The organism is Pseudomonas sp. GM48 (assembly GCF_000282335.1).
Classification (GTDB): Bacteria; Pseudomonadota; Gammaproteobacteria; order Pseudomonadales; family Pseudomonadaceae; genus Aquipseudomonas.
Genome location: NZ_AKJM01000015.1, coordinates 13408 through 29932 on the forward strand (window position 1 = coordinate 13408; position 16525 = coordinate 29932).

14 protein-coding genes and 3 pseudogenes are annotated in these 16525 nt (G+C 60.0%); 9 read left to right on the plus strand and 8 right to left on the minus strand.

Annotated elements, in window-relative coordinates:
- Nucleotides 1-57: 57 nt before the first annotated feature.
- Complete coding sequence (locus PMI28_RS25985; RefSeq protein ID WP_007982128.1) at nt 58-1779, minus strand: SulP family inorganic anion transporter; 1722 nt, start codon at nt 1777-1779, stop codon at nt 58-60.
- Nucleotides 1780-2100: 321 nt separating this feature from the next.
- Between PMI28_RS25985 and PMI28_RS25980 the strand changes: the two genes are divergently transcribed.
- Nucleotides 2101-2553, plus strand: a complete 453-nt coding sequence (locus PMI28_RS25980; protein ID WP_007982129.1) for a hypothetical protein — start codon at nt 2101-2103, stop codon at nt 2551-2553.
- A gap of 169 nt (nt 2554-2722) precedes the next feature.
- Nucleotides 2723-3073 (plus strand): annotated as a pseudogene (locus PMI28_RS0128240) (AraC family transcriptional regulator); the annotation flags it as partial.
- A gap of 243 nt (nt 3074-3316) precedes the next feature.
- Here PMI28_RS0128240 and PMI28_RS30710 read toward each other — a convergent pair.
- Nucleotides 3317-3799 (minus strand): hypothetical protein, encoded by a 483-nt coding sequence (locus tag PMI28_RS30710; RefSeq protein WP_007982131.1) that lies wholly within the window; start codon nt 3797-3799, stop codon nt 3317-3319.
- A gap of 98 nt (nt 3800-3897) precedes the next feature.
- Nucleotides 3898-4344, minus strand: coding sequence for an anti-virulence regulator CigR family protein (locus tag PMI28_RS25970; RefSeq protein ID WP_007982132.1), 447 nt, complete (start codon nt 4342-4344; stop codon nt 3898-3900).
- 310 nt (nt 4345-4654) lie between these two features.
- Here PMI28_RS25970 and PMI28_RS25965 point away from each other — a divergent pair, with 310 nt between their 5' ends.
- Both PMI28_RS25965 and PMI28_RS25960 read left to right on the plus strand, forming a co-directional pair.
- A complete protein-coding gene (locus tag PMI28_RS25965) occupies nt 4655-4891 on the plus strand; it encodes a hypothetical protein (protein WP_007982133.1) in 237 nt (78 codons plus the stop codon).
- Between the two features lie 190 nt (nt 4892-5081).
- Complete coding sequence (locus tag PMI28_RS25960) at nt 5082-5819, plus strand: hypothetical protein (RefSeq protein WP_007982135.1); 738 nt, start codon at nt 5082-5084, stop codon at nt 5817-5819.
- A gap of 33 nt (nt 5820-5852) precedes the next feature.
- Here PMI28_RS25960 and PMI28_RS25955 read toward each other — a convergent pair whose 3' ends face one another.
- The gene (locus tag PMI28_RS25955) at nt 5853-6656 is read right to left on the minus strand and encodes a hypothetical protein (RefSeq protein ID WP_007982138.1); all 804 of its coding nucleotides are present in this window, start codon (nt 6654-6656) and stop codon (nt 5853-5855) included.
- Between the two features lie 383 nt (nt 6657-7039).
- Between PMI28_RS25955 and PMI28_RS30930 the strand changes: the two are divergent.
- Nucleotides 7040-7245 (plus strand): annotated as a pseudogene (locus PMI28_RS30930) (fructose-bisphosphate aldolase); the annotation flags it as partial.
- A gap of 121 nt (nt 7246-7366) precedes the next feature.
- Here PMI28_RS30930 and PMI28_RS25950 read toward each other — a convergent pair.
- The 4 genes from PMI28_RS25950 to PMI28_RS25935 form a co-directional block, all read right to left on the minus strand.
- A complete protein-coding gene (locus tag PMI28_RS25950; protein ID WP_007982140.1) occupies nt 7367-7915 on the minus strand; it encodes a cupin domain-containing protein in 549 nt (182 codons plus the stop codon).
- 422 nt (nt 7916-8337) lie between these two features.
- On the minus strand, nt 8338-9636 hold the full coding sequence (locus tag PMI28_RS25945; protein ID WP_007982142.1) for an NAD(P)/FAD-dependent oxidoreductase: 1299 nt from the start codon (nt 9634-9636) through the stop codon (nt 8338-8340).
- Nucleotides 9637-9689: 53 nt separating this feature from the next.
- The gene (locus PMI28_RS25940; RefSeq protein ID WP_007982145.1) at nt 9690-11180 is read right to left on the minus strand and encodes an aldehyde dehydrogenase; all 1491 of its coding nucleotides are present in this window, start codon (nt 11178-11180) and stop codon (nt 9690-9692) included.
- Between the two features lie 194 nt (nt 11181-11374).
- Entirely contained in the window at nt 11375-12751 is a 1377-nt protein-coding gene (locus tag PMI28_RS25935) for a glutamine synthetase family protein (RefSeq protein WP_007982148.1), read from the minus strand.
- 283 nt (nt 12752-13034) lie between these two features.
- Here PMI28_RS25935 and PMI28_RS25930 point away from each other — a divergent pair, with 283 nt between their 5' ends.
- The 4 genes and pseudogenes from PMI28_RS25930 to PMI28_RS25915 form a co-directional block, all read left to right on the plus strand.
- The gene (locus PMI28_RS25930) at nt 13035-13796 is read left to right on the plus strand and encodes a gamma-glutamyl-gamma-aminobutyrate hydrolase family protein (protein ID WP_007982152.1); all 762 of its coding nucleotides are present in this window, start codon (nt 13035-13037) and stop codon (nt 13794-13796) included.
- 372 nt (nt 13797-14168) lie between these two features.
- On the plus strand, nt 14169-15311 hold the full coding sequence (gene potA / locus PMI28_RS25925; protein ID WP_007982155.1) for a polyamine ABC transporter ATP-binding protein: 1143 nt from the start codon (nt 14169-14171) through the stop codon (nt 15309-15311).
- A complete protein-coding gene (locus tag PMI28_RS25920) occupies nt 15308-16222 on the plus strand; it encodes an ABC transporter permease subunit (protein WP_007982156.1) in 915 nt (304 codons plus the stop codon). The genes potA and PMI28_RS25920 overlap by 4 nt, the downstream gene beginning before the upstream one ends.
- Nucleotides 16219-16525, plus strand: a pseudogene (locus tag PMI28_RS25915) (putrescine ABC transporter permease PotI); the annotation flags it as partial. The gene PMI28_RS25920 and the pseudogene PMI28_RS25915, both read left to right, overlap by 4 nt.

Here is a 16525-nt window from a genome sequence, read left to right on the forward strand (position 1 = left end):
CCCGTTACCTCCTTCAATGCGTCACACAGCGTCCGGAGTACTCCCGGCCGCGTTTATTCAGCGTCGACTGTGTTGGTAATGTTCCACCGCCAGTTCCAGGTTCAGGAACATCCGCGCCTCGCCCAACGTACGGCCCAATGGAGCCTTGATGACCATGTCCCATACACTCGGGCTCATGCCTACCAGCCACAGCGAAATGCCTTTTTCCCGCAGTCGCTGTTCCGCCCCGGTGAGCATTTTCAGGGCGGTGTACTCCAGGTCGAACACGCTGCGCAGGTCCAGAATCACCACGGCAGGCCTTGCTTGCTCGATCAGGGGGTGCATCTTCATGCCGATACGCTGGGCGTTGGCGAAAAAAATCCGGCCTTCAGGCCGAAGCAACAGCAGCCCGTCAAATTGTTCGTCGTCGACGTGTTCGGCGGACTGCGGCCGGTACACATTGGTGCCAGGCTTGCGCCCGAGGATGTGCACCGGCGGGTCCGAGACTTGATAGGCCAGCGCCAGCAACGAAACCACGATTGCCACGACGATCCCCTGCAGCGTGCCCAACAGCATCACGCCGATCATGGCCACCACGGCCCAGGCAAATTCAGTGCGACGAACCGACAGGATCTCGCGAAATTCCGCCGGTTCGATCAGGCCCACCGAATACACAATCACCACGGCAGCGAGCGTGGCGTTGGGCATCAGGCCAATGAGCGGTGCCAGCAGCAGGCAAGTGCCCAATGCCAATGCGGCGGTGACCAGTGCGGCCAGTTGCGAACGGGCGCCGGCCAGGCGGTTCACCGCCGTTTGGGTGGTCCCGCCACCCGCGACCATGGCCCCGAGAAACGCCCCGCCGATGTTGGCAACGCCTGTGGCCAGCAGCTCCCGATTCGGCTGTGGCGCGGGCTCGTCACTGCGAGCGAAAGCGCGCCCCGCCGCGATGGTTTCGGTGAAACTCATCAACGCGATGCCCATCGCCGAAGGCCACAGGGTTTCGGCCAGCGACCATAGCGGCAAGGTTGGTGCGGGCAACCCGACCGGCACCACACCGACGGCGGACACACCAAAGCGTTCCAGGCCAAACAGGCTCATGCCGATGATGCCAAGCGCCACTGCAATCAACGGTGCGGGCAGTCGCGGTGTAAATCGCTTCATGCCGACCAGTAGCAAGACCATGAACACGCCCACCGCCACGGTCGGCAGCGAGGCGTGACCGATGCTCTGAAAGGTGGCCAGCAGATTGTGCAGGAAGCCGCCTTTGTCGATGTGCGTGCCCAACAGCTTGGGTAACTGGTCGAGCACGATGACCACGCCGATGCCGGCCTTGAAACCCACCAGCACCGGCTCGGAAATGAAATTGGCAACGAAGCCCAGGCGCAGCAGCCCCGCGACGATCAGGATCGCGCCCACCATCAGGGCCAGCGTGGCGGAACCCGCCAGTAAAGTCGCCGCATCGCCCTCGGGGCTGATCTGGCCCAACGCGGAGCCGGCGAGAATGGCCAGGGTGGTCGTGGTGCTGACACTGAGCGGGCGCGAGGTGCCGAGCACGGCGTAAATCACCATCGGCACCAGCACCGTGTACAGCCCGACCTGCACCGGCAAGCCGGCAATGGTGGCGTACGCCAGCGCCTTGGGAATGACCACGGCCGCTGCCGTCAGCCCGGCGACCACATCGCCTCGCAGCCAGTCTGGCCGGTAACTGCCGAGCCATTGCGGGATCAACAGGCTGCGCACGCTACCCCGCTGCGGAGTATCCGGAATCCGCTCATGCGGATGGCTGCCTTGTTGATTCATCAGTCACTCCAGTCGCCAATCGTCCATGCGGATGATGAGTGGGCTCAACTGACCGCACAATCCTTTAACTGCACGCGTAACCATAGCCAACCTTCATCGGCATCGAAGCACGTGTGCCCGCAGGCAATCCACGCTGGCTCGACCAGTTACAAATGTAGCCGGTTTACACAGCTACGCCGCCAAATGGCTGGCGAAAGAGACAGTCGCCCCACCATCACCGCTCAAAAATAGAAAGCCTTATATGGACGACGTCACGAAGGCGATAAATGCGCTATACCCGCTAACTCCCCCATTGCAGTTCTTCAACTCAGGAGTTTGGCAATGAATCTCAAAATCTCAGTGGCAGCACTCATAGTGACGGCAAGCCTTTTCGGCTGCGCCACTTCATCGAACCACGGCGTGAACGTAACGTTGGTCGCCACCCGGCAAAACGCCGGTCAGATCGGCACCGTCACGTTGACAGGCTATGACCAGAAAACCGGGCTCAGTTTCTTCGTCAGCGGTGTTCCAACCGGGGTTATCCTGCCCTTGCGTCTTTACTCCTTCATCAATAAAGGCAGTTGCCAGCAACCCGGGGCAGTCGCCTACGCGATGAACGACACCGTCAACACCGAACGCCAACCCATACGCGGCTGGACGTTTTCCAGAACCGCACCTGTCCCGCTGCAAACGCTGCTTGCCGGCGAATATTCGGTGGTCGTGCGAACAGCTTCGACCGATGGCAACGTCGATATTTTTTGCGGGGATATCAAGCCAGGAGAGCCGGTGAAATAGCCACGGCCAGTCCAGGTCAGCCCACGCCCCGGTACCGCTCGTGCGAGCGGTGGCGTCGGGTGAGTACAAACGGGTCCAGCGACGGCACTGGCAAAAGCCCCGGTCACAAACCTGTCATTACTCACTGATAACGTCCTGACGCTTTTGCGAACCGCACCCGCTCGATCTCGAGTCGGTCGGTTTCGCGCAGATCGGCCTAGCGATCGACAAGGCCGAGGTCCGTTCGGCGCGCTTTGTCGATAACCACGCACAGCACGGGATATCGATCAGCCGTCAACTGATCACCGAGCGTCTGTCAATGCTGCTGGGCAAACCTATCTTGCAGAAGGTGCATTTCGAGCCGGTGGTGGATCTGAATGCATCGGCCTTACAGGGCATCCGGGCGTTGATTGAACTGGCCACGGGCAGCGAGTTCGACCGGCTGATCAACACCGGTTCGCTGATGCCTTCGCGGCTGCGCAAAATGCTGGTCGATGCGGTGCTGGAAGCCTGGCCGCACAACTTCACCGAAGCCCTTCAGACGTGAAAAAGGGCCTGCGAACACGGCCAATGGCGGCCAATTGAGGATCTGTGGGAGCGGGCTTGCTCGCGAAAGCGGAGGGTCAGCCACCCTCGTCGTCGGCTGTGAGTCCGTCTTCGCGAGCAAGCCCGCTCCCACCATTGACCGCTGTCGAACACCAATCCCGCGTACATTCCAGTTGCAAAAAACCCGCCTTTCAGCGGGTTTTTGGCTTTTCTGAAACTGATGTCTACAACCGCGAACTCAATGGGTTTTTTTCGAGGTCGACAGTCCGGCTTTACTCAGGCCTTTGGTGTTGTGATCACCCGGCGTCGAGGCCGAAATAGCCCTGGCCTTGGAGATGCCGCGAGTATCTTTGGAATGGGCGATGCCTGAGGTCGTGGTGCCATGACCGTTATCATCATTGCGCTCACTACCGAAATGGTTCCCGCTGATGCCATGGTCGCGCACGGATTTGCCAGCATGGTCGCTGTCCAGCCCGTTGCCGCGGCCGTTACTGCCGGAGTGGCCTGTACCGGCGTGTCCGCCACCCATACCGCCGCCGTGGCCTGCGCCGTTTCCGCCGCCGTTTCCACCACCGCCACCGCCGCCGTTTCCGCCGCCACCGCCACCGTCCTTCGCGTATGCGGAGCCCATGATCGACAGGCCATCAGGGAGTAACGGGGCGGCTGCAAGCATCATGGCGCATGACATTACAGCAACGAGACTCTTGTTTTTAAAAAGCATGATTGCTTCCGTAGGTGGTTGATATCGCGTGACGTATGACGCGATATCCCCCGGACAGTTCACGCTCGACGACAGACGGCCAGGCTGCCATTCACCTGTCAATCAAACGCACCGTCGAGAATCTCATAGACAAGCCCTGTGGCCAGCGCGACCAGGATCAGATCCGTGCCGACTTGCTGCCATTCGTAGCCATCATAATGGGGCAGCCTGCCGACCAGTCGGCCATCGAGTTTTTTGGCGATGCCGGGTGGAAGCGGCTTGCCTCGGGCAAGGTTCTTTTGAATACCCGGTGGTAAAGCAGGCCCGGGGGTCCAGTAGCCGGTATTCACGCCAATGATCTCGAGCACGCTACCCCGGTTGATGCTCGGGCCATTGCTCCAGTCCCCGCCGCCGGAATTCTTGTTTTTGTTGCCATGACTCCCCTGGTTGCCATGGTTGGCCTTCCCGTTGCCCTGGCCGTTACCTGGATCAGCCAGCGCCGTCACCGGGCCGCTGATCAGGGTCAAACAGGTGATTGCTGCAATCAATGATCGAGACTTGTACATGAGTCGTTCCTTCGTGATGGGACAGATTCTCTGAAATTTAGACGCTATTGACGCGCCAACGCAGACCATTGCGGCGATTCGCGGGTTTATCGAGAAGTGACGCCGCAACCTTCTTCGATGTGAGTCCACGCTTGATACGTCGCAGATACTTCAATGCGTGGTGCTGTTTCCCGAATGTTACCTCAGCGCCGCAGTTGTCACTTCTGCGCCGCCGAACTGGTCAATAGAGTATGGCCGTCGGTGTGGAACAGGGTCGTCAACTTGTCGGCCCGCGCCGACACCGATCCCCCCATCACGGAAGAGGTGAATCATGAGTTTCGTCAAAGTTGAAAAAAACCAGAGCAGCGCCCCGTCGGAAGCCGACATGAAAAAAGCCATGGTCGAGTCCGGCGGCAAGCCGGGTGAGGTCACCGGGACCAATGCCGCCCGCACCCTGACCTACACCGGCGTGGTCAATCACACGGTGTACGAGAACAAGCTGATCGAGATCGCCAAGGGCAAACGCACCAGCTGGAACTTCGTCTGGGCCGATGCCAAGGCCGCCTGAGGTCAAGGCGGGGCGGCCGATCGGCCGCCCCGCTGACTCGGCCCTTGATACCCCCCCGATACCCGCTTGTAACACCAAGACACTTAGCCACCCTGCCCCTCGACCCTAGAGTGAAGCCGTCAATGGACTGCAGCGCCAGGCGCCAGCAGCCCATTGTTTGCCCAACACACCACCAAGGAAGAGGGAAACCATGAGCAAATCAATCGCTGTCAGCCAACAGAGCCAGCAGCTTCACAATGATGTGCAAGAAGCCGTCAAGTCGATCATGGGTGCAACGCAACTGAAGACAGCGGACTACAACAAGGTGTTGAGGTCCACCCTGGCGGCCGTACAAAAAGTCGTCACCATAGAAATCGCCCCCGGCGACCTGTCCACGCTGAAAAATTCCGGCTACAAGCTGTGCTTTGCCAAGAAAGTGGGCACCGAAGACTACAACGTAGTCTGGCAGTCCTACGATGCGTATTTGAGCAACAACGAATTCAGCTGGACCCCGCAATATCAGCTATTCGCCTCCAACGTGTTCAAGGAAAACGTACAAGTCAAAGTCTCGACCAACATCGTCAACATTGGCTTGGGGCAAACCTCGACACTCGATAAAAACGGCCTGCTGAGCCCGGCGATCACGGGAGGTCCTGATGTTTCCTTCACCTTCGTGAACAACTACGCGCCGATCCACCCGGGGGTCAACCAGTTGTCCACCGGCATTGATGGCAATCAGGTCAGTACGCCAATCTACGTGGCCGTAAACCAGGTCGTCACCGGCAATACCGTGCTGACGCCGGTGGAAACCATCCTCGTGTGGTTCGAACAGAACGTACAGACCAGCACCATGTTCAGTACCTCACGCTCCAAGGCGATCGAAATCGACCTGACGTTCGATAACACCGCAGGTCGCCTTTACGAAGGCGGTCAGTGGAAAACCGTATAACCGTCATGCCGGGGCAACCTTGCGGTTGCCCTTTCACTCCTCTTTGCCCGCCGTGGAGAAGTAGCCCGTCAGCGAGCGACAGATCGACTGCGCGAGGTCCTCCTGGGTGGCGATGCCATAGGGTCGATCACGATCGAACTGCGCCGACCAGCGAATCCGCCCCTGCGCCACATCCACCAGGCGCAATGACGCTCGCACCCGCGAAGGCTCGACCCGCACGCTGCCCTCCAGGCAGTAGCTGTAACGCCCGCCACGCTTGAAGTCCGGTACCGGCTCGCTGTTGCGTGCCACCCGCATCAATACATGATTGGTCCCGGTCTGCGCCTGCTCGAACGAATCGAACAGTCGGCAGCTCAACTCCTCGCACAAGCCCCGGGTAAAGTCATCGCCATCGCGGGTGAGGCAGGTAAACGGCTGGATCTGGACCACGGGATGGCGAGTGCCGACGCCCTTGGGCCGCAGCCGCTGATAGGTCACGCGATAACACCCGGGTGGAATGCTCAAGCGCACCGGGTCCTGCTGGCCGTTGCCGGCGTAATGCGCTGCGAGCTTGCGCCGCAAGCGCCCCACCTGCACTCGCACCACAGGATCGTCGCCCGTGCAATACACTGTCGGGTCACGACGAAACACCGCGATGCCGATGGCGTGTTCGGTCAGCGGCGTATTACAAGCCTGAAGGTCGTGCTCGACCAGAAAGCGCAACAGGCTGCCCATGCGCCTGGATTTGGCAAACAACGGGCTGGCCAGCAACAGCGCCAGCACCCGCTCGATTTCTTCCCGATCGAGCGGCACGGGAACCCCCGCCGCAGTCGAATCGGCCATGCTTTTGATCACCATCGCCTGCCTCCGTGCAGGTTGCCGACAGGAATGGATGTCGCACTCCGTGATTACCCTTGCAGTGTGAGCAGGAATGGGGCTCGGGCACTGCAACGACCAAGCGTAGCAGCCGTGTTGATATCGGCAGGCAATTGCGATGGTAGCAACCCGCCATCCGACGAACGTTCAATCTTGACGTCTGGAAAATTTGTAGGACTTGTCCCTTTGTGGCGAGGGAGCTTGCTCCCGCTGGGCTGCGAAGCGGCCCTAGTCCTTTGCACCCCATTTCCTAAGACACACCGCAATGCCCGGTTTTACGGCGGCAGAGCCGCCGAACGGGAGCAAGCTCCCTCGCCACAGGGGCTACTTAGCGTCCTACAGGCCGGTTATCGACAGCGAAGCCCCCCCTGCGCGAACTCCACAACTGCGCCGCCGAACGCCTCAACGCCGTCCTGCAATACCTCAACCTCATGGCCTGTACCAGCCTCCCCGACTACGCCAAAAACGACATCAACACTGTCACCAACATTTCGCGGATTCTGCTTCTGCTGTGGGGGATGTGTTTGGGGTGATTGAGCAACGGGGGTTTGAAGCATCCAAGGCGCAATAAGCAAATTCCAGTCGTAAAAAACCCGCGTTAATGCGCGGGTTTTTATTGCCTGATCCTAATGGCTTCAGCCTGGAGGAAGCGATTGCCCGACCTGACAAAGCGTCACCGGGTCAGCCATTTATCAGAAGTTCGCCGGCGTGTTCGCGCTGATAATCTCCGCCTCATCCGCCCCGATGTTGCGAAACCGGTGCGGCAACGTCGTCGGGAAGTAATAGCCATCCCCGGCGTTCAGCACACTCACCTGCCCATCCACGGTCAATTCAACCGTGCCACGGGTCACCAACCCGCACTCCTCGCCTTCGGAGTGCACAATCGGCTCTTCTCCGGAACTGGCGCCCGGCGCGTATTGCTCGCGCAGCAGGCGCATCTGCCGGCTCGGCACGGACGCGCCGATCAGCAGCAGGCGCAAGCCATGGCGGCCGAGGTCGGGTTGTTCGCTGGCGCGGAAGACGTATTGGTGTTCGCGGGGTGGCTGATCGAAGGTGAAGAAGTCGGCCAGGGACATGGGGATGCCCTCCAGCAATTTCTTCAGCGAACTGACGGAAGGACTGACTCGATTCTGTTCGATCAGGGAGATGGTGGCATTGGTGACGCCGCTACGCCGGGCCAGCTCGCGCTGGGACAGTTTGTAGCTTTCGCGTACTAATTTGAGTCGTGAGCCCGTGTCCATGACAGCCTTATGTGCCAACCCGTGGGAGCGAGTTTGTTCGCGATTGCGATTTTAGCCTCAACATTGATGTTGATTGAACCGGCGCCATCGCGAGCAAGCTCGCTCCTACAGGGATAATGGAGGGGTGGAGAGCAGGCGCGGATCACGCCGTTTTCCGGTCCCGGAAACGTGAAAGGCGGCTATTAAATCACGTTTGTTGGTAATGCTCAGCAGGTTCGATAAACGGCAGAAAAAATAGCCGTTTGCCATGAAGTCGCACAACCTGTGGGAGCGGGCTTGCTCGCGAAAGCGGTGTGTCGGGCGACATCTATTTTGGCTGATATGGCCTCTTCGCGAGCAAGCCCGCTCCCACAGGGGGACAGCGGTGTTTCAGATAAAAATCCGGCGCCGCCCTTTTAGGGACGCCGCCGGCGAGGTAAAGCTTAGATGCCGAAACGGTCGCGCAGCGAGTAGTACACGGCGCCGAGGGCGGTCAACGGCGCCGAGAAGGTGCGCCCGCCGATCATCGGCATGTGCGGCAAGGATGCAAACGCGTCGAAACGCTCGGCGTCGCCGCGGATCATTTCCGAGATCAGTTTGCCGGCCAGGTGCGAGCAGGTGACGCCGTGTCCGCTGTAGCCCTGCATGTAGTAGGCGTTTTTCTCGATACGGCCGAATTGCGGCATGCGCGACATGGTCAACAGGAAGTTGCCGGTCCAGCGGTAGTCGATCTTCACGTCCTTGAGTTGCGGGAAGGTCTTGAGGATTTTCGGGCGGATCAGTTGTTCGATGTCGTCCGGTTCGCGCGCGCCGTAGACCACGCCGCCGCCGTACAGCAGGCGGTTATCGGCGGTCAGGCGGTAGTAGTCGAGCAGGTAGTTGCAGTCTTCGACGCAGTAGTTGTTCTTGATCAGGCTGCGGGCCTGTTTTTCCGACAACGGTTCGGTGACGACGATCTGCGAACCGCACGGCATGCTCTTGCTGGTCACGCGGTTGTCCAGGCCCTGCGGCAGGTAGGCGTTGCCGGCGATCAGCAGGTACTTGGCCTTCACCACGCCTTTTGCCGTGCGCACGGTGATTGGCTCGCCGTAGCTGATTTCCACTGCCGCCGATTGCTCGTAGATCTTGCCGCCCAGGCCGATGATCGCCGAAGCCTCACCGAGTGCCAGGTTCAGCGGGTGAATGTGGCCGCCCTGCATGTCCAGCAGGCCACCGACGTAGGCGTCGGAGCCCACCTCACGCTTGATGTCGGCTTCGCCGAGCAGTGTCAGGTTCTTGTTGCCGTAACGCTCCCAGCTCTTCTTCTGCTCGGCCAGGCCTTTGAGTTGCTTCTTGTTCATCGCCGCGAAGATGCCGCCGGGACGGTAATCGCACTGGATGTCGTAGTGCTGTATGCGCTGACGGATGATGTCGGCGCCTTCGAAAATCATGCTGCCGAGGACTTCGGCGGTCTTGTCGCCATAGCGCTCTTCGATGACATCGACATCGCGGCTATAGGAGTTGACCAGTTGGCCACCGTTGCGACCGCTGGCGCCGAAGCCGACTTTGGCCGCTTCGAGCACGGTCACGCTGTAGCCCGCTTCGGCGAGGAACAGGGCCGAGGACAGGCCGGTGTAGCCAGCGCCGATCACGCAGACGTCGCAGTCCACCGCCCCTTCCAGCACCGGGAAATCGCCGGTGAAGTTGCGGGTGGCGGCGTAGTAGCTGTTTACATGCGTTTGTTTCACAGAGCTTTGTTTCATAGGTTTCTCCGATGGCCACCGGCAACGTGCCGGCAACCGCCGTTTAAAAGGTGTTAGAGCTTGATCCAGGTCGCTTTGAGTTCGGTGTACTTGTCGAACGCGTGCAGCGATTTGTCCCGACCGTTACCCGACTGCTTGAACCCGCCGAACGGCGCGGTCATGTCGCCACCGTCGTACTGGTTGACCCAGACGCTGCCGGCACGCAAGCCACGGGCGAAGGTGTGGGCCTTGCTCAGGTTGCTGGTCCACACGCCTGCGGCCAGGCCGAAGATGCTGTCGTTGGCAATCGCCAGGGCTTCTTCAGCAGTGTCGAAGGTGATGACCGACAGCACCGGGCCGAAGATTTCTTCCCGGGCGATGGTCATGGCGTTGGTCACGCCGTCGAAAATCGCCGGTTCCACGTACAGGCCACCGGTGTCTTCGAGGGTGCGAGTGCCGCCTGCGATCAGTTCGGCGCCCTGCTCCTTGCCGATGCCGATGTAGCGCAATACGTTGTCCAGCTGACGCTGGTCGACAACCGCGCCGACGGTAGTCGCAGGATCGAGCGCATGACCCGGTTTCCAGGCTTGCAGCGCTTCCACCAACAATGGAATGAACTGCTCGCGGATCGAACGCTCCACCAGCAGACGCGAGCCGGCGGTGCAGACTTCGCCCTGGTTGAAGGCGATGCCACTGGCCGCTGCCTGTGCTGCCGCACGCAAATCCGGCGCGTCGGCGAACACCACATTCGGGCTCTTGCCCCCCGCTTCGGCCCAGACGCGTTTCATGTTGCTTTGGCCGGCGTAGATCATCAGCTGCTTGGCAATCACCGTGGAGCCGGTGAAGGCCAGCACGTCGACGTCCATGTGCAGCGCCAGCGCCTTGCCGACGGTGTGACCGTAGCCCGGCAGGACGTTGAAAACGCCTTTCGGGATGCCGGCGTCCAGTGCCAGCTGCGCGATGCGGATCGCGGTCAGCGGCGACTTTTCCGAAGGCTTGAGGATGAACGAGTTGCCCATTGCCAGGGCCGGGGCGAATTTCCAGCTGGCCATGATCAGCGGGAAGTTCCACGGCACGATGGCCGCGACCACGCCGGCCGCTTCGCGCGTCACCAGGCCCAGTTGATCGTGGGGCGTGGCGGCGACTTCGTCGTAGATCTTGTCGATGGCTTCGGCGGTCCAGCGGATCGCATTGGCGGTCGCCGGAATATCGATGCTCATGGAGTCGCTGATCGGTTTGCCCATGTCGAGGGTTTCGAGCAGGGCCAGCTCTTCCTGGTTCGCCAGGATCAGGTCGGCGAAACGGATCAGGACGCGCTTGCGCTCGGCCGGGGCCAGGTTGGCCCAAACGCCGGATTCGAACGTGCGACGCGCGACGGCGACCGCTTCGTTGGCGTCAGCTTCGTCGGTGCTGGCGACGTTCGCCAGGAATCGACCATCCACCGGGCTGATGCATTCGAACGTCGCGCCACTGGCGGCCGCGCAGTATTGGCCGTCAATGAATGCGCGACCTTCGATTGTTAGGGACTGGAAGCGTTGCTCCCAGTCGCTGCGAGAAATTGTCATGGTTGTGACTCGACGCAGGGGAATGAGTAGTCGTCGGACTGAATTGAAATGCAATCCCATGTGGGAGCGGGCTTGCTCGCGAAGGCGGAGTGTCAGGCGACATCAGTGTTGACTGATCCACCGCTTTCGCGAGCAAGCCCGCTCCCACATTTAATTGGCGGTGTACTCAAGGAGTGCGCACACCGCTTTGGCCGTCAGACGGTGTGCAGGTACCAGTTGTACTCAAGGTCGGAGATGGAGTTCTCGAACTCGGCCAGCTCGCTTTCCTTGCACGCCACGAACACGTCGATGTACATCGGGTCGATGTATTTGGCCATGACTTCGCTGTCGTCCAGCTCGCGCAGTGCATCGCGCAGGTTGTTCGGCAGACTCTGCTCGTTTTGCTCGTAGCTGTTGCCTTCTACCGGGGCGCCCGGCTCGACCTGGTTGGTCAGGCCGTGGTGAATACCGGCCAGTACCGAAGCCATCAACAGGTACGGGTTGGCATCGGCGCCGGCTACACGATGCTCGATACGCACGGCGTCCGGCGAACCGGTCGGTACACGTACGGCCACCGTGCGGTTGTCGATGCCCCAGCTCGGCGAGTTCGGCACGTAGAACTGTGCGCCGAAACGACGGTACGAGTTGACGTTCGGGCAAAGGAACGCCATCTGCGCCGGCAGGGTCTCGAGCACACCGCCGATTGCGTGTCGCAGCGCGGCGTTCTGCTCGGGATCCTCGCTGGCAAAGATGTTGTTGCCTTCTTTGTCGAGAATCGAAATGTGCACGTGCAGACCATTACCCGCCTGGCCCGGATACGGCTTGGCCATGAAGGTGGTGTCCATCTCGTGGTCGTAGGCGATGTTCTTCACCAGACGCTTGAGCAGAACCGCGTAGTCGCACGCCTTGATCGGGTCAGCCACGTGATGCAGGTTGACTTCGAATTGCGCCGGGGCGCTTTCCTTGACGATGGCGTCAGCCGGGATGCCCTGCTCTTTAGCGCCTTCGAGGATGTCTTGCAGGCAGTCGACGTATTCGTCGAGGTCGTCGATCAGGTACACCTGGGTCGACATCGGACGCTTGCCGGATACCGGCGAACGTGGCGATTGCGGACGACCGTTCACGTTGTCCTGGTCGATCAGGTAGAACTCCAGTTCGAACGCGGCGCAGATAGTCAGGCCCATGTCGTCGAACTTGCGCACAACATTGGCCAGCACTTCACGCGGGTCAGCGAAAAATGGCTCGCCTTCCAGTTCGTGCATGGTCATCAGCAGTTGCGCAGTCGGGCGCTTCTGCCAGGGTTCGATGCTCAGGGTGCCCGGGATTGGGTAGCAGATCCGGTCGGAGTCGCCGATGTCCAGACCCAGGCCGGTGCTTTCCACCGTGGAGCCATTGATGTCCAGAGCAAACAGAGACGCCGGCAGGTTGATGCCTTTCTCGTAAACCTTATGAAGACTGGTGCGCTCGATGCGCTTGCCGCGCACCACACCGTTCATATCCGCAATCAGAAGGTCGACGTACAAAACCTCAGGATGTTTCTTAAGGAATGCGTTTGCTTCGTTGAGTTGAACGGCACGCAGAGGGACCGACATGATGCACCTATTTTTTACTGTTAATTATTATGTTCACCGCCCTTTCACGAGCCCAGTCAATCCGAAAGGCAAAGTGAAGTCAATAGCGAACACCTGGCCTTTCAACGTTTATTTTCGGGCCTTTCAGAAGGACGAGAGTGCCAGATACGCCCTCAAACACGCGTAAATCCTGAAGATCGGACGTGTGGCGTTTAGAATTTTTTACATGAGAGTTGTTAATTAAAATCAACAAGGCTAAGCTCCGGAAAAGCTCGTTCAAGTGTGAAACTTCGAGGTGATAAAAATGGCACTCAAGCCATTGATCGGCGTTACTGCGTGCGTCAAACAGATTGGCCTGCACCCCTACCACATCAGCGGCGACAAGTACTTGCGTGCTGTCAGCGTTGCGGCGCTGGGGCTGCCTGTCGTTATTCCTTCTTTGGCTGAACTGACCGAAATCGATGACCTGCTGCCGCAGCTCGACGGTCTGTTGCTGACCGGCTCGCCTTCGAACGTGGAACCCTTCCACTATCAAGGCCCCGACAGCGCTCCCGGCACGGAACACGATCCCCAGCGGGATCGCACCACCCTTCCCCTGATCCGCGCAGCCATCGCTGCCGGCGTTCCGGTGCTCGGCGTCTGCCGCGGTTTTCAGGAGATGAACGTGGCGTTCGGTGGCAGCCTGCATCAGAAAGTCCATGAACTGCCTGGCTTCCTTGATCACCGTGAAGCCAACCACCCGGACCTGGCCGTGCAATACGCGCCGGCCCATGCGGTGAATGTGCAGCCTGGCGGTGTGTTCGAAGCGCTGGACCTGCCTGCGGTGTTCCAGGTCAATTCGATTCACAGTCAGGGCATCGACCGCCTCGCACCCGGCCTGCGCGCCGAAGCCGTCGCGCCCGATGGCCTGATCGAGGCGATTTCCGTCGAGCACAGCCCGGCATTTGCCCTCGGCGTGCAATGGCACCCGGAATGGCAGGTCCTGAACAACCCTCCTTATTTGAGTATTTTCCAGGCGTTCGGCGAAGCCTGCCGGCAACGGGCGGCGCTGCGTCACTCGAGCTGACGACCTGAAACCTGATTCGATCAATTAACGGCCCACCGCGAGCGGGCAGGCGCTTTTGCGTGCCCCGCTCGCGAAAACAACACACTGCGATAACAACAAGTACGACCCAGGCAGCCAGGACGGCGACGCCGAATAAACCCGGCCAGAGTGCAATGCCGGTCAGCCAGATGCAGTCCCCCTGTGGGAGCGGGCTTGCTCGCGAAGGCGGCGACACAGTCAGCACAGATGTCGCCTGACACACCGCTTTCGCGAGCAAGCCCGCTCCCACAGGGGCCTGCGTTGAACTGACGGACATCATCTGATCCGGGTTTGCAATCCACTATTAAGCCGGGCCGTGTTGGCCGGGCGACTGAAACCTGTTGGGAGTTTCACATGGCAAACGCCTCCAGCATTTACAGGAAGGCTATTGAAGGTCACCAGGCACCGAAAAAGGTGTTGGTGAAAGTCGATCGCGTCACCAAGAAATTCGACGAAACCACAGCCGTGGACGATGTGTCCCTGGAAATCCACCAGGGTGAAATCTTCGCCCTGCTCGGTGGTTCCGGCTCCGGCAAATCGACCCTGCTGCGCATGCTCGCCGGTTTCGAGCGTCCGACCGAAGGCCGGATTCTGCTCGACGGTGTCGACATCACCGACATGCCGCCGTACGAACGACCGATCAACATGATGTTCCAGTCCTACGCGCTGTTCCCGCACATGACAGTGGCGCAGAACATCGCCTTCGGCCTCAAGCAGGACCGTTTGCCAGCCGCCGAAATCGAGGCCCGGGTGCAGGAAATGCTGCGACTGGTGCACATGACCCAATACGCCAAGCGCAAGCCGCACCAACTGTCCGGCGGCCAGCGCCAGCGTGTGGCCCTGGCCCGCTCCCTGGCCAAGCGTCCGAAACTGCTGCTGCTCGATGAACCGATGGGCGCACTGGATAAAAAGCTGCGCTCGCAAATGCAGCTTGAGTTGGTGGAAATCATCGAACGCGTTGGCGTGACCTGCGTGATGGTGACCCACGACCAGGAAGAGGCCATGACCATGGCCCAGCGCATTGCAATCATGCACCTGGGCTGGATTGCCCAGATCGGCAGCCCGGTCGACATCTATGAAGCACCGGTCAGCCGCATGGTCTGCGAATTCATCGGCAACGTGAACGCCTTCGACGGCACTGTGGTGGAAGACCTGGAAGGTCACGCGATCATCCACAGCCCGGACCTGGAGCAGAAGATCTACGTCGGTCACGGCGTCAGCACCTCGGTGCAGGACAAGTCGATCACCTACGCGATCCGCCCGGAAAAACTGCTGGTCAGCACCGTCAAGCCGGACAACCGCTACAACTGGTCCAGCGGCAAGGTGCATGACATCGCCTACCTCGGCGGCCACTCGGTGTTCTACGTCGAGCTGCCTGGCGGCAAGATCGTCCAGTCGTTCATGGCCAACGCCGAACGCCGTGGTGCGCGTCCGACCTGGGACGATCAGGTCTACGTGTGGTGGGAAGACGACAGCGGCGTGGTACTGCGCGCATGAAAACCTTCAATCAGCAATTTCTGAGACTGGTCCCCAGCGGGCGCAAGTTCGTCATCGGGATTCCATTCATCTGGCTGTTCCTGTTCTTCATGTTGCCGTTCTTCCTGGTGATGAAGATCAGCTTCTCGGAAGCAGCCCTGGCCATTCCGCCCTACTCGGAGATCTACACCTACGCCGAGCAGAAATTCCAACTGTTGCTGAACATCGGCAACTACACCTTGCTGGGCCAGGACGAGCTGTACCTCTCGGCTTATCTCGGTTCGTTGAAGGTCGCGCTGTTCAGCACCCTGATGTGCCTGGTGATCGGTTTTCCGATGGCCTACGCCATTACCAAGGCCAGCAAGGAAGCGCAGAACGTGCTGATGCTGCTGATCATGATGCCGACCTGGACCGCGATCCTGATCCGTGTTTACGCGTGGATGGGCATCCTCAGCAACAACGGTCTGCTCAACGCGTTCTTGATGTGGACCGGGCTGACGTCGGCACCGATCGAGATCCTCAACACCAACACCGCTGTTTATATCGGCGTGGTGTATGCGTATCTGCCGTTCATGGTGCTGCCGTTGTACGCCAACCTGGTCAAGCATGACCAGAGCCTGCTGGAAGCGGCGTCGGACCTGGGTTCGAGCACCTTCAACAGCTTCTGGAAAATCACCGTGCCTTTGGCCAAGAACGGCATCATCGCCGGCTGCATGCTGGTGTTCATTCCGGTGGTCGGTGAGTTCGTGATTCCGGAACTGCTGGGCGGCCCGGAAACCCTGATGATCGGCCGTGTGTTGTGGCAAGAGTTCTTCAACAACCGCGACTGGCCTGTGGCGTCTGCCCTGGCGGTGGTGATGCTGTTGATCCTGATTGTGCCGATTCTGCTGTTCAACCGCAGCCAGGCCAAAGAGATGGAGGCACGGGGATGAAACGCTTCGGATTTTCAAAGTTCATGCTGATTTTCGGCCTGTCGTTTATCTACCTGCCGATGCTGATTCTGGTGATTTACTCGTTCAACGCCTCGAAGCTGGTGACGGTGTGGGGTGGCTGGTCGTTCAAGTGGTACGCCGGCCTGCTCGACAACTCGCAACTGATGGGCTCGGTGGTGCGCTCGCTGGAAATCGCCTGCTACACCGCCATCGCAGCAGTCGCACTAGGGACGTTAGCCGCGTTCGTGCTGACGCGCGTCACCCGCTTCAAGGGCCGCACGCTGTTCGGTGGCCTGGTCACCG

What these genes read in the sequence shown, in the direction of transcription:
- PMI28_RS25985 (WP_007982128.1), bottom strand. Translation starts at nt 1,779, where the DNA reads ATGAATCAACAAGGCAGCCATCCGCATGAGCGGATTCCGGATACTCCG.
- PMI28_RS25980 (WP_007982129.1), top strand. Translation starts at nt 2,101, where the DNA reads ATGAATCTCAAAATCTCAGTGGCAGCACTCATAGTGACGGCAAGCCTT.
- PMI28_RS30710 (WP_007982131.1), bottom strand. Translation starts at nt 3,799, where the DNA reads ATGCTTTTTAAAAACAAGAGTCTCGTTGCTGTAATGTCATGCGCCATG.
- PMI28_RS25970 (WP_007982132.1), bottom strand. Translation starts at nt 4,344, where the DNA reads ATGTACAAGTCTCGATCATTGATTGCAGCAATCACCTGTTTGACCCTG.
- PMI28_RS25965 (WP_007982133.1), top strand. Translation starts at nt 4,655, where the DNA reads ATGAGTTTCGTCAAAGTTGAAAAAAACCAGAGCAGCGCCCCGTCGGAA.
- PMI28_RS25960 (WP_007982135.1), top strand. Translation starts at nt 5,082, where the DNA reads ATGAGCAAATCAATCGCTGTCAGCCAACAGAGCCAGCAGCTTCACAAT.
- PMI28_RS25955 (WP_007982138.1), bottom strand. Translation starts at nt 6,656, where the DNA reads ATGGTGATCAAAAGCATGGCCGATTCGACTGCGGCGGGGGTTCCCGTG.
- PMI28_RS25950 (WP_007982140.1), bottom strand. Translation starts at nt 7,915, where the DNA reads ATGGACACGGGCTCACGACTCAAATTAGTACGCGAAAGCTACAAACTG.
- PMI28_RS25945 (WP_007982142.1), bottom strand. Translation starts at nt 9,636, where the DNA reads ATGAAACAAAGCTCTGTGAAACAAACGCATGTAAACAGCTACTACGCC.
- PMI28_RS25940 (WP_007982145.1), bottom strand. Translation starts at nt 11,180, where the DNA reads ATGACAATTTCTCGCAGCGACTGGGAGCAACGCTTCCAGTCCCTAACA.
- PMI28_RS25935 (WP_007982148.1), bottom strand. Translation starts at nt 12,751, where the DNA reads ATGTCGGTCCCTCTGCGTGCCGTTCAACTCAACGAAGCAAACGCATTC.
- PMI28_RS25930 (WP_007982152.1), top strand. Translation starts at nt 13,035, where the DNA reads ATGGCACTCAAGCCATTGATCGGCGTTACTGCGTGCGTCAAACAGATT.
- potA (WP_007982155.1), top strand. Translation starts at nt 14,169, where the DNA reads ATGGCAAACGCCTCCAGCATTTACAGGAAGGCTATTGAAGGTCACCAG.
- PMI28_RS25920 (WP_007982156.1), top strand. Translation starts at nt 15,308, where the DNA reads ATGAAAACCTTCAATCAGCAATTTCTGAGACTGGTCCCCAGCGGGCGC.